10 protein-coding genes are annotated in these 17121 nt (G+C 41.0%); 6 read left to right on the top strand and 4 right to left on the bottom strand.

Annotated elements, in window-relative coordinates:
- Positions 1-19: 19 nt before the first annotated feature.
- Complete coding sequence (locus WC743_RS03980) at positions 20-1420, bottom strand: sensor histidine kinase (protein WP_373010498.1); 1401 nt, start codon at positions 1418-1420, stop codon at positions 20-22.
- Positions 1421-1630: 210 nt separating this feature from the next.
- On the bottom strand, positions 1631-4000 hold the full coding sequence (locus tag WC743_RS03975; RefSeq protein WP_373010497.1) for a histidine kinase dimerization/phosphoacceptor domain -containing protein: 2370 nt from the start codon (positions 3998-4000) through the stop codon (positions 1631-1633).
- A 520-nt stretch (positions 4001-4520) separates the two neighbouring features.
- Between WC743_RS03975 and WC743_RS03970 the strand changes: the two genes are divergently transcribed.
- The 3 genes from WC743_RS03970 to lpdA all read left to right on the top strand — a co-directional run bounded on the left by WC743_RS03970 (position 4521) and on the right by lpdA (position 10099).
- Positions 4521-5033 carry a YceI family protein gene (locus tag WC743_RS03970; protein WP_373010496.1) on the top strand — a complete coding sequence of 171 codons (513 nt, stop codon included), beginning with the start codon at positions 4521-4523 and terminating at the stop codon, positions 5031-5033.
- A gap of 289 nt (positions 5034-5322) precedes the next feature.
- A complete protein-coding gene (locus WC743_RS03965) occupies positions 5323-8547 on the top strand; it encodes a sigma 54-interacting transcriptional regulator (RefSeq protein WP_373010495.1) in 3225 nt (1074 codons plus the stop codon).
- 145 nt (positions 8548-8692) lie between these two features.
- Positions 8693-10099: a dihydrolipoyl dehydrogenase gene (gene lpdA, locus WC743_RS03960; RefSeq protein ID WP_373010494.1), complete on the top strand. Its 1407-nt coding sequence runs from the start codon at positions 8693-8695 to the stop codon at positions 10097-10099.
- A 117-nt stretch (positions 10100-10216) separates the two neighbouring features.
- Here the strand turns inward: lpdA and WC743_RS03955 are convergent, their stop codons facing one another.
- Positions 10217-11716, bottom strand: a complete 1500-nt coding sequence (locus tag WC743_RS03955; protein WP_373010493.1) for a catalase — start codon at positions 11714-11716, stop codon at positions 10217-10219.
- A 257-nt stretch (positions 11717-11973) separates the two neighbouring features.
- Positions 11974-12678 carry an alpha/beta fold hydrolase gene (locus WC743_RS03950; RefSeq protein WP_373010491.1) on the bottom strand — a complete coding sequence of 235 codons (705 nt, stop codon included), beginning with the start codon at positions 12676-12678 and terminating at the stop codon, positions 11974-11976.
- Between the two features lie 506 nt (positions 12679-13184).
- On the opposite strand from WC743_RS03950, the gene WC743_RS03945 reads away from it, so the two are divergent.
- The 3 genes from WC743_RS03945 (at position 13185) to WC743_RS03935 (ending at position 16965) form a co-directional block, all read left to right on the top strand.
- Positions 13185-13559 (top strand): hypothetical protein, encoded by a 375-nt coding sequence (locus tag WC743_RS03945; RefSeq protein ID WP_373010490.1) that lies wholly within the window; start codon positions 13185-13187, stop codon positions 13557-13559.
- Positions 13560-13589: 30 nt separating this feature from the next.
- Positions 13590-13991, top strand: a complete 402-nt coding sequence (locus WC743_RS03940) for a hypothetical protein (protein WP_373010489.1) — start codon at positions 13590-13592, stop codon at positions 13989-13991.
- Positions 13992-14169: 178 nt separating this feature from the next.
- Complete coding sequence (locus tag WC743_RS03935; protein ID WP_373010488.1) at positions 14170-16965, top strand: sigma-54 interaction domain-containing protein; 2796 nt, start codon at positions 14170-14172, stop codon at positions 16963-16965.
- Positions 16966-17121 lie beyond the last annotated feature (156 nt).

Here is a 17121-nt window from a genome sequence, read left to right as displayed (position 1 = left end):
AAAATTATCATTGCTTATGTTAACCGTTTATAGGAAAGCATACCAAAAAGGACGTATTGCCCGGATCAGATTTCACCCTGACTTTTCCCTTATGTTGTTTAACAATTCTTTGCACTACGTCAAGGCCCAGGCCGGTTCCTTTTCCGATCTCTTTGGTTGTAAAGAAGGGGTCAAAGATTCGTGTGAGTACCTCCTCGGGTATACCGCTGCCATTATCGTGCACCGTGACACAAACCAGATCTTCTTCTCTGGATGTAGTTATTTCCAGGATACTGTCCGTATTACCTGCCATAGCATCGATGGCGTTGTCGATTAAGTTTGTCCAAACCTGGTTAAGTTCGCCAACCATGGCCTTGACATTCGGTAATGTGGTATCATAATGCTCGATAATCTTGATATGCGCTTTTTGGATCTTATAATTGAGCATTGAAAGCGTGCTCTTAAGGCCCTGATGGATATCTGAAAAAGATTTTTCCCGACCCTGGTCCATATGGGTAAAGTTTTTAATGGCACCGACAATGCCGGCGATCCGTTTAGAACCCTCGCTAATGTCTTTTACTATCTTTTCTGTGACCAGGCTATTGCTGAACCAGTTAAATACCGCAGACAGTTCTTTTTCCGGCATATCCGCCTTAATAACCTCAGCATTATCAATGGTCAGATTGAACTCTACAAAGTTCTCAGCAATGTCATCCGCATTTTCTATATCGAAATCTTCGAGCCAGTCCCGGAGATCGTCTTCTCTTTCGCTGCGTTCCATTAAGGTCAATGTCTGAAAGTCTTCATTATTAACGATATTATCAAGCATGCCATTGATCAGGTCGATCTTTTCCCTGCTGATGCCCAGGCTTACAATTTCCTGGAAGGCGGATCGTACTTTTTGGATATGTTCTTTAAGAGATGTTGCCCCACGGACCACCGCAGACACCGGGTTATTTAACTCATGGGCTAAACCCGCAGATAATTTGCCTAAGGACATCATCTTTTCATTCTGCTGTTGCAGCGACGTGTAATCCCGCACACGGGTAGTCATCACATTTACGAACGCCTGCGTCAACTCATAATGTGTGCAGATCATGTTATAATACTTATCTGAACCTAATACAAGAAGCTGGGTATCTCCACCTGCCTGGCCGTGCGTAGTATTTGTCCAACCTCTCGAAAATGGCAGGTTACCAGTTACTGAACCAGCTTCGAAGGTGTAAATATCAAGCATCTCGTTATGCTGTAGCAGATACAGGCGTATCCTTCCTTCAATAATGATATAGGTATCATTAACAGGTTTTCCGGGAAGGAAAAGAAATTCTCCGGCTTCCAGTAATAAATCTCGGCTATTGTCTATCAGCCATTTCAGCTGTGACTCAGGAACATTCTCGAAAGCCTCTCCATTCTTCAATAATTCGGGCGTTACTTTAATCATATCGTTGGCTATAAGCTCATCTGAATATTTATTATCTGGCGCCAACTGTTGCCTCAAAGCAATTGTCAGCACTCAGACTTTGATAGCCACAGATCGCAAGATGGCTGCCATGTTTTAACATGTTGTTTATTAATTGATTAATTCAGTAACGAAAAGTATTCTTTCCGATATATCGTAAATTTCAGTTCGGGTTTACGATATATAATTTGTCTACTTAGCCCTTGCGGTTTTGCCTTTCCAGGAAAGGCTTTCGAATGAAGGTTTCGGAGCTTTGAAGGTTTCTTTCCTGATTTTGTACTGAAGCCCTGGATTGATTTCAAAATTGATCTTGAGGGTAGTACCTCCATTTCCGTTTATCGAAAACGTACCGGAGAGGTCTTCCGTAAGCCCTTTAATCAATTTTAGGCCAAAGGATTTTATATTTTTGATATTGATCTCTTCCGAAAATCCTTTGCCGTTATCACATATGACCAACATAACTTTAGAGGGGGGCTCATGCGTAAGCCTGATGATCAAAGTGTCTGCTGACGAGTGTGGAAAAGCATATTTGAATGTGTTGGTGATCGCTTCGTTTAAAATCAGGCCCAAGGGTACCGCCTGTGAAACATCCAGGCTAAGCGGTGCAATCTGTTGATCGATATAGACACCTTTAGCAGTTTTGAAACTCTCTTTCAGGTAACTGATCAATTCATAAATATACTCCGGGAGAAATATCGTGGAAACACCATCATTGCCATATAACTTCTGATGAATGAGCGACATTGCCTGAACGCGCATTCGGCTTTCAGCAACAGCGTTTAAGGCGATCTCATCATGCAAATGAGCGGATTGCGAATTCAACAGATTGATAATTATCTGCAAATTATTCTTTACCCTGTGATGAACCTCACGTAGCAGCCATTTATTTTCATTAAGTAGCTGTTCCAACTCCTGATTTTTAATGATCATTTTCTTCTTTTGATCCTGTAGCTGTAGGTTCATACGTTGCTTGACGCGGTACCGCCAATAGCCTACGCCGAGAAGCACCATTAAAAGGAAGGTATATCCGCCTATGAATCGCTGTCTTGTAGTGCCTTTTTCAAGCAGCAACCTGCTAAGCTCGTTCTGTTTAGTCAGTAATAAAATGTTCTTTTTTTGCAATGCGAGATCTTTGGCCTGAATCAAAATGTCCTTATCTTTTTCCTCGCTTTTATATTTGATCTCCAGTTCAGATACCTCTTTGATTTTGACGGCGCTGAATATGGAATCATCAAGTTTTTTGTAAGCCTCGTATTCTTTGATCGCCGGGATTAACTTTCCAAATGCAGAGTCGATTTTAAATTTCAACAGCATCATTCGGCTAATTACAATAGGGGTGACCGCAACCTTAGATATCGTGTCCATCATTTTCATATATGTACTGGCCTTTTGATAATCTTTAGTCCGCACATAAAAGTTACAGATCATTTGATTGTAATTGATAAAGCTCCTGTTTGAGGGTCTTTTCCGGTAATTAATCGCGTTTAGCGCACCCATGGGGATATAAGCCTGTTCCGCTTTTTTGTCATTGCCGACCGCTTCATAACAAGCGCCTAATGCGCTGTACATTTCCACCATTTCAAATGAATTAGGCGGAGGGCTTTTTTTGATGTAGTTAGTAACAAATAACAATGCCTCAGGGCCCTTTTTCTGAGCGATCATCACATCTGCCATTTTTTTAATAAGCTTATATTTGAAATCATACCCATCACCTAGATTTTCCAAAGCCAGCTTGTAATTTAGAAAGGCATCATCATTGGAACCCATATCACGATAGATTTCTCCAAGACTAAAATAATAATCCTGTGCGTGGGTAAGGTCGCCGCTCGCAAGCATATTAGTTTTTGCCTTCAATGCATAGTAAAGCTCCAATTTCATATTACTGCTTAATTGATTGAGTATCGAGAGAAGAAAGTAGGTGTAATGTACTTTTTGATAATTGAGCTCCTTGTATTCCTTCAAGGCCTGAAATAGCATTGGTTCCGGTTTTTTCAATTCATTAGCAAGTAGGTAGGATTCTGCAATTCCGGTTAAAGCAAATGCGCCCTGAAGCTTAAAACCATACCTCAGATACAATTTTCTGGCGTTCATGAATGCGATCACCCTTTCTTTGGGTCCTGATCCGTTTAGCGGCCACGCATGTGCAAGGTCGCTCCAAGCCTGGGCCTGCCTTAAATAATCTTTCTTTTGGTGATAATAAGCTGCGACCTGCTGGTAAAGTATCCGGCCTTTGGCAATTTCCCCGTTAAGAATAAGCGTCCGCCCCTGCAATTCATAGGAATTCTCAATTCCCTGCTGATAGCTGAGCTTTTTACTTAGTATTAATGCCTCCGCGGAATAGTTCCACGCACTATCACGGTCGTTTTGGTCGTTAACGAGTTTATCCAAATAGTTTTGGCCCTGTTTTAGCAATAAATTGACCTTAGTGGTATCATCTTTTTGGTTTTTTGATAATTGAACACGCAATTGTTTCTGCTTCGCAAAATAGCTAACCGGGGATTGGGCTATAGCGAATCCCGGTAACAGAAAGAGAAAGAAAAATTTTAAACCAAATTTTGACATATCCACACGCCACCCATTGATAAATGTATAAATGATTAAGCGATAAAAAAATCAAAAATAGATATTTTTATCTTTTTTTTAAAGCTTTTACTTTCTGAAGACTTTTGGCGCCCTTGGCATGCCCGGGCTTTTAATTGATCGAAAGAAGTAGTAATGGCGCTAAACGAATGAAATTTCCTACATATCGTTAACTCAAAATGAAATTTCCGAAATATCGTTTAAGTAATTCCGAGATAATTTCATAATTGCTGATAATCAATAATTTAATTACTGGCATTGGTTTTATAATAAATAGGGTGTAAATCCCAGTGTGAATTGCCGCGCTCCGCTTTTATCAATAGTTGCAAGACCAGTGGATTAAAAGTCTAAAAAATGAAATCTAAGAAACGAGAATACAATTCTGTTAATGATGCAAGAGTGCCGGCTATTAAAAGTAATATAAACGCATGATTTTAGAACAAATTATCTTTATTTAAATAGCGTTGGGAGCTATTGAACATCAAAATCTAAACAAAATATTATGAAGAAGTCCGCCTGGAGGTTTTCAGCCAATGGTTCAACTATTGAATTCAAGATCAAGTATTACAAAATAAGTAACATAGCCGGATGCTTTGCTGGATTTGAAGGTAAGGTATTGGCAGATGACAGTTTTATTGATGTAGAGGTAGATTTGTCTCTGGACGTGGCTTCTATTAATGCCAATAACCAGCGCCGGAATCGAAAACTTCGCTCAAGGGAATGCCTTCATATAAAACAATTTCCCAACGTTTACTTTAAGGCTTTAAGCGGCTGTAAACTTAGTGAAGGAAAGATAAGAGAGCTTACGGGAACCTTAACGATTAAGGATATCAGCCGGGAAATTACATTGATAACAAATTATTCTCATATAAAAAAAGGAAACGATGTTCCTACAATGGTATTCAGCTTGTTTGGTTGCATCAACCGAAAGGATTTTATGCTTTTAATGGAAGATGACAAGCTGGATGATGAAATCCATTTGTCTGCTCAATTAGAAATGACAAAGGCATTTTAAATGCAAATTATTACACGACATATCGTTTAAACAGGTCACTAAATTTCGTCAAAAAATTAACTTAATGTCGTTCAAAATGTGAAATATAACTAAATACCGTTTTTTTATTTCACGATAAAAATCCCAATTAGTTGATTTGCAGACATTTAAATCTTGGCATCAAAATAGCAACTGCACAACTGGAAATTCGATAAAAAATTCAGCCATTTTTAAACTTGATCTGAATATTTTATGGGTTTCTAAAAGTAAGACTTTTGTTTTTATCTGCTATAACTTAAAATTAATCGCTATGCAAAAAAATCAATCGGTTCAACTCCACGCTGATCTGGACGACGATTTATTTGTTTCCAAAATACTTTTATCCATTAGTAACGATTTGGCCTCGACAAGGACGAAGGACGACTTGTTGGATGTGCTTCTTGAAAGGCTGAAAGCCTTAGTGCCTTTTGACGATATTCTGATTACCATCTATATTAAGGATAAACACAGTCATTACGTTTGGGCACACCGTTACCATTCGCTGCGAAGAATACACCCTGCTTTTGATGAATATATAGTAGCGGAATATCCTGCTGAAGATGGCATATTAGATGTTATTCAGAACAATCGAGAGCCTGTGGTCTTTGACATTGACAAAGTAGTGGAAAGTGGTCAGGCACCTGAATATATAAAATATTATCAGGAGAATGGTCTGGCCCAGCTTGTTGGCGTAATGATGCGGAGCACCGAAGCAGAAGTGGGCGGATTTTTTTTAACGAGTACAAATCAGGATAACTTTGAGGAAGGGCACCTGGCCATTATTAAAGGTATTTCCAGTCAGCTTTGTATCGCCGCATCAAATGTGCTGGCTAATGAAGCAATATTGAAACATGAACAGGAAAAGTCAATTCTACTCAGCCTAAGCAATGCCATCGCTTCCGTCCGTACCAAACAAGACCTCCTCGGAATTGTAAAAAATAGCCTGGAAAAAACAACGGCTATTTCCGATGTCATGTTGTCTTACTATGATCCAAAAAAATGCTTTCATTATGTCTATAATGACGAAAATATAGTCAAGGCAGGTCCCGATTTAATTCTCGGAGAACTGAGCCCAGCGGATGAGATTTTCGGCAAAGCGATCAACAATAAAATCATCCATGCCAACCAACCGCTGAACTTTTATATTGCCGATCTGATCATTCAGAACAAATCGACCACCTTTATCCAGAATTTAAGCGACTCAGGGATTCGTGATTTTACGGGGATCGCAATGAGGGTAAACGGAAATTTATTAGGTTGCCTTTATATTGCCACCAAAAGTGATCCTCGCTTTAAAAATGGCGACTTTGGATTTTTACAGGGTATTGCTGACCAGGTTGCCGTTGCATTAACTAATGTACAAGCAAGCGATGAGATATTGAACAGGGAGAAGGAAAAATCGATTTTATTGACAATTAGCAATGATATGGCTGCTATTAGAAATAAGAACGATTTGCTGCAGATGGTTCAAAAACATCTTAAGTCACTAATTTATTTTAGCCATGCGGTGACCGCTGTTGCTGATTTCGAGAACCAAACCTACAGGGGACTCATTGTCGATCCGCAATCGAGAAGCCGCAACTATCCCGGTTTTATCAAGATAGCACATTCCAGTCATCCTTTGGATAATAGTTTCGTGCAGAAAGCATTAAATGTGAAGTACCCCGAGATTTTCGATTTGGATGAATTGGATTTTTCCGATGGAATTCCTGAATGGGTATACATGAACTACAAATCCGGGATCAAAGAAATGATCATTTTTCCCTTATTTAACGGAAGTGAGCTGATCGGATTTTTTGTTTTGTTTTCGGATATCAAAAAACTGCTTGGTGAGAAGGAAATACGACTAATACAGGGAATTAGCTGGCAGTTGGCTGTTGCGGTCGGCAATATAATAGCTAATGAACATGTCCTTGAAAGAGACCATGAAAAATCGGTCTTGATCGAACTCAGCAAAAATTTCGCGGTTATAAGAAATAAAAATGATCTTCACCAGATCATCAACGGCAAACTCAAGGAACTCCTGGCAATCAGTCACGTCATAACTTTAGGTATAAGCGATGACGGTAAAACATTTTACGCCTACTCACTTGATCCGAATTCTGTAACGATCAAACATAAAGCTTACCCCAAGGTAACATCCAGTACTTATTCTGTAAAAGATGGAATAATTGATACGGTATTAGCATCGGATAAACCCCTGGTCTTTGATTTGGATGAAGTCACAAAATGGTCGAATGTTCCAAAATACCTTCAAATGAACCATGATGTAGGAATAAAGGAGGCTATCTTGACCGCGCTAAAGGACGGAGAGAAAAAGACAGGCGTATTGATAATCCTGATAAAGGAAAAAAGCGGGTTAAATCAGAATAATTTAAGTCTTATTCAAGGTGTGGCTGATCAATTATCTATTGCCATAGCGAACATTAAGGCTAATGAAAAGATCGAACAGCAATTAGAAGAAATCAATCAGTTTAAGAAACAGCTGGAAGAAGAAAACCTCTACCTCCAGGAAGAAATTCAAACGACTCATAATTACAGCGAACTGATCGGAAACAGCACAGTAATGAAGAAAATCTTTCAACTGGTGTCCAAAGTTGCGGAATCGGAAAGTTCTGTGTTGATCCTGGGGGAAACAGGTACAGGAAAAGAATTAATAGCCCGCGCTATTCACAATACTTCGCTGCGTAAGGATAAGGTCATGATAAAAGTAAATTGTGCGACTCTGCCGGCAAACTTAATTGAAAGCGAATTATTCGGGCATGAACGGGGTAGTTTTACCGGTGCAACAGAAAAACGTATAGGAAAATTCGAGCTGGCCAATAACAGTACGCTTTTTTTAGATGAAGTCGGCGAATTACCACTCGATCTTCAGGTTAAGCTTCTGCGCGTGCTTCAGGAAAAAGAAATAGAGCGGGTCGGAGGTAGAGCGACTATCAAAACGAATGTGAGGATAATCGCCGCCACTAACCGTGATCTGCAAAGGGAAGTGCAAATGGGTAGTTTCAGAAGTGACCTGTTTTTCAGGTTGAACGTCTTTCCAATAAACCTCCCGCCGTTGCGCGATCGCAAAGAGGATATTCCTTTACTGGCGACGCATTTCTTGATCAAACATTCTAAAAAAGGCATGAAGGGGAGCATGAATTTTTCCGGCAAGGCAATGAGGGAACTGGTAGCCTATAACTGGCCTGGGAATGTCAGAGAATTAGAGCATCTTTTAGAAAGAAGCATCCTGCTCTCCAACGGCCGAACAATCGAGCATGTTTATCTTCCCGGCGAAGAGCTGGAGGGGGATAGCCTACTGTCTGATGGCCACGTTAAGACCATTGACGAGGTAGAGCGTGAACATATCATTTCTGTTCTAAAAAGGTGTAACGGTAAAGTTTCAGGTGTTGGCGGCGCGGCCGAATTATTAAAAATCCCTGCAACTACTCTCAGTTCCAAAATTCTGCGGTTGAAGATTGGCAAAGGACTGTCTACGGAGCAAGATTACTGATTTCCAAAACTCCCTTAGTGCAGCGTCGTTTATCGCATCCGGCAGGAGTTAGCGCGCAGTCTAAGTCCTGGCCAGCTAGGTTCCTTTTCAAGAAGCGGCATTACTTTTTTATTAAATCAAATCTATCGAATATATGATAACAGTTATGGAAAAGAAATATGATATAATTTTTATAGGCTCCGGGCCTGGAGGCTATACTGGTGCGATCCGGGCAGCTCAGTTAGGTTACAATGTCGCAATTATAGAGAAATATGATGTTTTGGGAGGAACTTGTACAAATGTTGGATGTATTCCCGCAAAAGCATTACTTGATAGCACAGAACATTTTCACCAGGCAAAAGAACAATTCAAAACGCATGGCATAGAACTAAATGGAGAAATCAGTCTCAATTTTACGCAGTTTCTGAAACGGAAAACGGAAGTAATCGGTCAGAACACAGCAGGGCTAAATTACCTGATGAGGAAAAATAAAATAAACGTGCACCGTGGTACCGGAAGTTTTGTGGACGCATCAACCATAAAAGTATCCGAAGGAGAAACGGAGAATACGCTGACAGGAAAGTATTTTGTCATCTGTACAGGTTCAAAACCATCCACCATTCCGGGGGTAATCATAGATAAGAAAAGAATTATTACTTCAACCGAAGGGTTATCGTTGCCGTCACAACCAAGGTCGATGGTCATTATCGGGGGCGGCGTTATAGGCGTGGAACTGGCTTCGGTTTTTGCACGTATCGGGACTGAAGTCACCATTATCGAATATACAGATTCACTGATTCCAACTATGGACCGCGAACTTGGTAAAGCGTTGTTCAAAACCTTAGGAAAGCTTAATATCCGGATACTTTTAAAAAGCAAAGTTCAATCTGCTTCGAATACAGGCAGTAGTGTTGCCATAAAATATATTGATACGGAATCTAACGAGCAGGAAATAACTACAGAATATTGCCTTGTAGCTGTCGGAAGAAGCGCATACACCAAGGGGCTCAATCTTGAAGCTGCCGGTATTACGACACAAAAGAATGGTAAAGTCACAGTGAACGCCCAATTGCAGACCGTCGTTCCCCATATTTACGCTATTGGCGATGTTATCGATGGGCCAATGCTCGCGCATAAAGCAGAAGATGAAGGCACCTTCGTTGCCGAAACTATAAACGGGCAAAAGCCCCATATTAATTACAACCTGATTCCTTCTGTTGTTTACACATGGCCGGAAGTCGCCTCGGTAGGCCAGACAGAAGAACAGCTAAAAGCACAGGGGATTGAGTATAAATTCGGAAAGTTTCCATTTTCAGCAAGTGCGCGTGCAAGGGCCGCCATGGACACTGATGGTTTCGCAAAAGTGCTGATCTCACCAAAATATGGTGAGGTGCTAGGCGTTCATATCATCGGACCGCGGGCCGCTGATGTGATAGCTCAATGTGTGATAGGAATGGAATATGAAGTGACCGCAGAAGATATGTACAGGATCAGTTATGCGCACCCTACCTACTCGGAAGTATTAAAAGATGCTTACCTTATCGCTTCGGGGCAAGGCGCGATTAACATTTAATGAGACACCACCTGTCGATAAAGAACTAAAATGAAAGAAAAGAGGCTGTTCTCCAGTTTGAAGACAGCCTCTGGTAACTATTAGCGGCAGGATCTGCTATCCAGGATAGCGGGAAGATCAGGCATGCGTACCCATTGACTTCATAGTTGCCTCCATATCCAGCTTAAGTCCCTGGGCGATCGCCATGCCCAGACCTATATCGGCCCGGAACCAATGGCAAAGCTGCCGGTTAACGATAATGTCCTTTTTGGGTCCATCAATTCCGCTCATAGAATTAACCACGTTTGCGATAAGCGCATTTTTCGATCCCTCGTTCATCAGCCGGTATAAATTGCCCGGCTGAGTGTAGTGGTCATTTTCGCCTTCCGCGTTACGGTCATACCAATCCGCCACACCAGTCCCAAGATCCCACGATGGCTCCTTGTAAGCCGGCTCAGCTACTATATCGTCAAAGCTGTTAGGGAAATAATTAGCGCCCGATCCGCCGTTACCGTCCACCCGCATTTGCCCGTCACGCTCATAATTGTTCACGGCGAAAGGGCAGCGATTTACGGGTATCTGCTCGTAATTGCCGCCTAAGCGATGACGGTGCGCATCCGGATACGACAATAACCGGCCCTGTAGCATCTTATCGGGTGAATACCCTATGCCGTCAACCACGTGCGCAGGGGCAAACGCAGCTTGTTCCACGTGTGCAAAATAATTATCAGGATTTTTGTTCAACTCCAATATACCGACGTCGATCATAGGAAAATCAGCATGTGGCCACACTTTGGTCAGATCAAACGGGTTCCATTTGTAAGTCTTCGCCTGTCCCTCTGACATCACCTGGATCTTTAATTTCCATTTAGGAAAATCACCGTTATCAATGTGTGTTAACAGATCATGCTGGGCGAAATCAGGGGCTTTACCGCGCATTTCACCCGCTTCTTCATCTGTAAAATTTTTAATGCCTTGCTCTGTTTTGAAGTGAAACTTAACCCAGTGCCTGTCATTTTCGGCATTGATCATCGAAAAAGTATGACTTCCGAAACCATCCATATGACGATAGCCGTAAGGGGTTCCGCGCTCGCTCATCAATATGGTTACCTGGTGAAGGCTTTCCGGATTTAAAGACCAGAAATCCCACATCATGGTCGCACTTTTACAATTCGTATAGGGGTCCCTTTTTTGCGTATGGATAAAATCGCTGAATTTCTTAGGGTCCTTTACAAAGAATACTGGGGTGTTGTTACCGACAAGGTCCCAGTTACCATCTTCGGTATAAAATTTCAGGGCAAAACCACGCGGGTCACGTTCGGTATCTGCTGAGCCTTTTTCGCCGCCGACAGTAGAGAATCGCAAAAAGGTTTTGGTTTCCTTACCGACGGTATTGAAGAGCCTTGCCCGTGTATATTTTGAAATATCATGCGTGACTGTAAATGTTCCGTAAGCGCCTGATCCTTTGGCATGCACTACGCGCTCGGGAATGCGTTCCCGGTTAAAATGGGCCATCTTCTCGTGCAGGATAAAGTCCTGCAGCAATATAGGGCCGCGTGGCCCTACGGTCATTGAATTTTCATTCTCAGCATAGGGCATGCCCGATGCGGTGGTTAGTTTTTTCTTGTTATCCTCCATAAGGAACGCTGTGTTAAGTTAATAATACGTTATGTGCACATTTGCAATCGATAGACCAATTGAGACAAAATTGATTTTTAGCGACTTAGCGCTCAGCCAGAATTAAAAGTTAACGATATTTCATATATCTAAGATCGGTTTTACTAAATATGGAAATTCACAAGGTTGGATAAGCCGTATTTTGAAAACAACAATTAGCTAGCAAATAAAGGCCGCATCACTATATGATGATGCGGCCTCTTTTAGATTTCGATGTTCTATTTTGCAATATTTAACAGCAAAGTACTAAGTGAATCCGGCTTAGATAAAAAAGGGCTGTGGCTTGCAGTCAATGAATAAGTTTTTTTAATTCCAGCTGCGGTAACCATCCTGTTTTGCAAGTCAGGTGATATCGCATGATCTAAGGTAGTATGGATATAGAATTTGTTCACGATACCGTAATTAGCCGCTGTTAAGGTTACCGCCTGCGTAAATGGTATGGCTGGCTCAACCTTATAGTTATTTAAAACTAAACTTTGTTCGGCTGTTGTCCCATCCTGGATAAATATATTCGTAATCAGGTTGTGAGTAACGTCGAGCGTATAGGGTGTAGGACTTGAAATATTAGGACCTAACAACGATTGCGCGTCGGTTTGTGCTAAATCCAGCAGGCTTTGACCTGAGACCGGAACGTAAGCAGCTACGTAAATAAGGCGATCTATCTTGGCCGGAACCTTTTCGGCAACCGCTGAAGCGATCATACCACCAAGACTGTGACCTACTAAAATGACTTTACCGCTTACGCCGTTGATGGCAGCCACGACCTGGTCCCGGTAAACATCCATTGTAATGGTTGACGGATCCGTCGTATCCTTATCATGCCCCGCCAGTTGAATTAAGATCACTTTTTGCCCGCTGGCTTCAAGGTTTGCTTTTACGGACTGCCAGGCTGACGGGCCTTGCCAGGCACCTGGTATGATCACGTAAGTGTTTGAAACTGGCTTGACGTCGTTAGATTTATCAGAAGAACAAGAGGACAAGACCACTGAGATTACTATTGCTAATAGTGCGAAAATTATTATTTTTTTCATTTGAGTAAATGCCTAATTGTTTAGACGCAGCAAAACTATATCGCTGTAACCCCAAAAAGTTTAACACAGGTTAAAATCGTAGATCCGGAAAAAATTTGACAATTACCGGTGATTCTCGTTCGTTGTTAACAATGTTTTATTCTGCTCCATATTTTTCGGAAGTCCAGCCGAGCTATTTCATTTTATTCAGTAAACGTCCTCTCGATTTGACGAAATTTCGTCAATTAATTCCTATAAAAAAAATTATAAGTATTTAATTATAAGCGCTTTAAGCTATGGTATCAAAGTTGAATAAATCAAACCAATGATTCAAAAATTGACTGAATGACTTTATAAACAATAGGCAGACGTAAACAGCTCTGCCGCTTGTAAACCTTCAAACAAAAACGACAGCGAATATGGACACACCAAACTGTAGAACAAGAAAGATCAATCGCTCTCTTACCGATATGATTATCAGGCTTCATGAGCATGGCTATACCGAAGACTTTTCGGTTTCAGATGTTGCCGGCAAACCTGTCCTCATGCACTGCGAAGCCGGTGAAATCGCTGTTAATTATTTTAAGATATCCATCATCAATCAATTCTTTGACCGATTGACATTTCGATATAAATACCTGCATGCTGTAGAAACTGATTGCGGCTTAAAAGGAATTGTATTATCCAATGGTGTGCTTTTTACCGGCAGTACTCAGGTCCTGAAAGAAGCGGACAAGTTGGAATTCATTTTGTATAAAAACACAGAAAATTACGTGCTTCAAGCTGCGATGTAACAGGCGATTCAACAAATTAAAAATAAGGGAATGCAAACAAAAAACTCAGAACTGGCAGGTTTACTTGGTATGGCACCATGCCAGGAACAAATTACAGCAGAATTAGTAAATGTGCTTATGAAGCTCTTAACTTCTAATGTTTTTCTTGCTTACAAAAACGTTTCCAGAGAAAGTGACTTTAAGCATGAATTAAACTTAGACGGACAACTGGATTTCGAATTTGGCAAGCCTTTGGATCGAAATAAATTGCAAAACATAAGGGCGGCCATTGGCATTTGGAACAGCATGGATATGATTTACAGGCTCACCGTGCTGGACGCTTTTGCCACCTTATATTTGGGGGCCCTGTCTGGCTATTCCCCCTTAGAGAAAACGATTATTTTTTGCCAAATATTTATCAATGATTTTGTTGAAATACTTTCAAGTAATTGAATCCCGGTATCCATTTCATCTATTATCCTCTTCCGATGATAAATTAAGTCTCATTTTATAATTAACTTCGGTGCAGATTATCCTTTGCTTACTGCTAAATTTGCTCTAAATTCATGTAAGAAATGCAGCAATCGGGGATATCGATTGCATTGGCCTTGTTATCGAAGTAACTTAAGATATGTCATCTAATCCACATGAGGATAAATTAATACATATTGATGCGATCACTCATCAAATGTTTTCAACTGTACTTGAAATAGGCAGCAATGAAAGTACCGAAACGCAGGGTTCCGAGCTAGATAAAAAAGTACTTCACAACCTCAGCCGAAAACTTTCAGATATAAAAGATTCCCTGGAGATTGCCTATGTAGTGAAGGACACTTTACTAAATGTGCCTTTTTTCACCAGCTTTTTAATCGTAGAAATTGATAGCCTGAATAAAACCTTTGGAACGTTGTTAAGCGGCGGTAAAAATGTCGAACCTGTAAGATATAAGTTAAAAGGCAAACCAGGCTTCCCCTTGCATGACGAATATTTTGATGCATTTTTAGCAGAAAATGAGCCTACAGAACATCTGCTAAGTGATTTCGCATCATCTCCGTGGATTTCTAAAAATTTGAATAACTGGAAACAGGCTGGATTTAAAAAAGTACTGATTTGCGGAATAAGAACATCAAAAGAATTCAATGGCCTGTTATTTTTATTTTCAGCGTCAGAAGCACCTTCATTTAAGCCCTACTTCCGTCTCGTTCAAGGCATCGCAGAACAAATTTCCGCGGCTTTTATTTGCTTCAGGACTGTTGAAAAAATGAAAAACATGGAATGTCAGTATGAGGTCGGTGTTATGCACCGACTGAATGCGGAACGGGAAAAGGAAAAAACGACCCTGATTGAAATCAGTAATGATATGTCAGCAATCAGGGATAAAAATGATCTGCTGGCAGTATTACATAGCCGGTTGAAGAAATTATTCCATTTTAGTCATACTCTGACTTCACTAACAGATCTCAAAACCAATACTTATACCGGTTTGATCTTTGATTCAGAATCGATCAGCAAGAAAAAACACCCGGAATACCAACGGATCTGTGATGCACGTTATTCAATTAACGATCCGGTTATGACCGCCGTGTTTGCTGCTTCCGACACGGCCGTCGTGTTTGATCTGGATGAGCTTTGCATGAATGATGAATGCCCCGAATGGGTCACCATGAACTATGATTGTGGTATCAGGGAAATTGTGGTTACAATTTTGAATTCAGGCAGCAATCACATCGGTTCATTCGTTATTCTTTCCGAAAAAAAGAACAGTTTCCAGTCAAAGGAACTCGGATTGATTAAGGGAATTTCATCAACGCTTGCGAATGCACTCGACAATATCTTGTCAAAGGAAGAAATTCTGGAGCGGGAGAAGGAAAAATCTGTTCTGCTGTCTTTAAGTCAGGATGTGGCCCTGATCAGGAACAAAGAAGACCTGCTTAAATTCAATAAGGAAAAACTGAAGAAAATAATACCTATCAGTCACTTGTTGATTTTTAAAATGACAAATGACGAAAGCAGGTATACGCCCTATTTATTGGATCCAGACTCTGTATGCCGGTCACATCCTGAATATGAGAAAATCACCAGTAACCCGATTCCCATCAGCGATTGGGTATCCGACAAGGTTTTCTTATCGGACAGTACGCAGGTGTTCGATCTTGCAGAATTGACGAAAACAACAAATTTGCCCGATTATCTTCGCATGAATTACGAGTGTGGTAAAAAGCAGGTTATTTATAATGCACTCAGCATCGGACATAAAAAAACCGGGCTATTGGTCATGTTTTCCGATTTGGAAAAGGGGATGGATAAAAATCAGCTAAGGCTGACCCAGGGGATATCCTCACAGTTGTCTACCGCAGTTACCAATATTATTGCTAATGAGGAGATAGAAAAGCAGTTTAACGAAATCACCGATTATAAACTCCAGTTGGAGAACATGAATGACTATCTGCAGGAAGAAATTCAGACCTCCTACAACTATAGCGAAATCATAGGGAACAGTATAGAAATGAATAAAATCTTTCACATGGTTTCCCAGGTTGCCGACAGTCAGAGCTCAGTCCTCATTCTTGGTGAAACCGGCACAGGTAAGGAGCTGATTGCACGGGCGATTCATAATGCTTCACCCAGAAAGGACAAAGCGATGGTAAAGGTGAACTGCGCAACCCTGCCGGTGAACCTTATTGAGAGTGAGTTATTCGGTCACGAAAGAGGCAGCTTCACCGGCGCAACAGAGCGAAGGATCGGAAAATTTGAACTAGCGAACAATAGCACTTTATTTCTCGATGAAATCGGTGAATTGCCGCTCGAACTTCAGGTTAAGCTTCTGCGTGCCCTGCAGGAGAAAGAGATCGAACGTGTGGGCGGCAAAACGGTCATCAAAACGAATGTTCGTATAATAGCTGCCACAAACCGAGACCTGCAAAAAGATGTAAAAGAAGGCGCCTTCCGCGCCGACCTTTTTTTCAGAATAAATATTTTCCCCATTACCCTCCCTTCTTTAAGGGACCGGAAGGAAGATATTCCTATGCTTGCAACTTATTTTTTGGAAAAATATGGCAGGAAGGGTAATAAAGAAGCGATGAGTTTCTCGAATAAGGTCATGAAAGAATTGGTCGCCTACAGCTGGCCTGGAAATGTCAGAGAACTTGAACACCTTGTGGAGCGGAGTGTCCTTCTTACTACAGGAACGACAATCAAGCACATATCACTTCCAATTACAAATCGTAAAGAAATGGAAGAAATATTGCCGGATACGGCCATTCGAACTATCGAAGAGGTAGAACGCGATCATATTATCATGGTTTTAAGGAAAACCAATGGCAAGATTTCCGGCATCGGCGGCGCTGCTGAACTGTTAAAGATCCCACCGACAACACTAAGTTCAAAAATGGCAAAATATAAAATAAAGAAAAGCGCTATTGTCTGACCCGAAATGATCTTTTTCCAGAAAGATACGATATTGTTGGCCGCTGTTTTTGGCGAGCTTAATTCTAAATTTCTTCAGCTTAAGCCTTTAAATTAACCTACAGGAACTATTTATAAACATTATCTCTTTTGAATAAAAATAGACAAAATTATCTAT

The sequence above is a fragment of the Mucilaginibacter sp. genome, assembly GCF_041660805.1.
Classification (GTDB): Bacteria; Bacteroidota; Bacteroidia; order Sphingobacteriales; family Sphingobacteriaceae; genus Mucilaginibacter.
Note: the sequence above shows the minus strand (reverse complement) of the source record. Positions and strands in the feature narration are given on the sequence as shown.

Bases quoted from the DNA above. Each gene is read 5' to 3' on its own strand.
- WC743_RS03980 (WP_373010498.1), bottom strand. From the start codon at position 1,420: ATGATTAAAGTAACGCCCGAATTATTGAAGAATGGAGAGGCTTTCGAG.
- WC743_RS03975 (WP_373010497.1), bottom strand. From the start codon at position 4,000: ATGTCAAAATTTGGTTTAAAATTTTTCTTTCTCTTTCTGTTACCGGGA.
- WC743_RS03970 (WP_373010496.1), top strand. From the start codon at position 4,521: ATGAAGAAGTCCGCCTGGAGGTTTTCAGCCAATGGTTCAACTATTGAA.
- WC743_RS03965 (WP_373010495.1), top strand. From the start codon at position 5,323: ATGCAAAAAAATCAATCGGTTCAACTCCACGCTGATCTGGACGACGAT.
- lpdA (WP_373010494.1), top strand. From the start codon at position 8,693: ATGGAAAAGAAATATGATATAATTTTTATAGGCTCCGGGCCTGGAGGC.
- WC743_RS03955 (WP_373010493.1), bottom strand. From the start codon at position 11,716: ATGGAGGATAACAAGAAAAAACTAACCACCGCATCGGGCATGCCCTAT.
- WC743_RS03945 (WP_373010490.1), top strand. From the start codon at position 13,185: ATGGACACACCAAACTGTAGAACAAGAAAGATCAATCGCTCTCTTACC.
- WC743_RS03940 (WP_373010489.1), top strand. From the start codon at position 13,590: ATGCAAACAAAAAACTCAGAACTGGCAGGTTTACTTGGTATGGCACCA.
- WC743_RS03935 (WP_373010488.1), top strand. From the start codon at position 14,170: ATGTCATCTAATCCACATGAGGATAAATTAATACATATTGATGCGATC.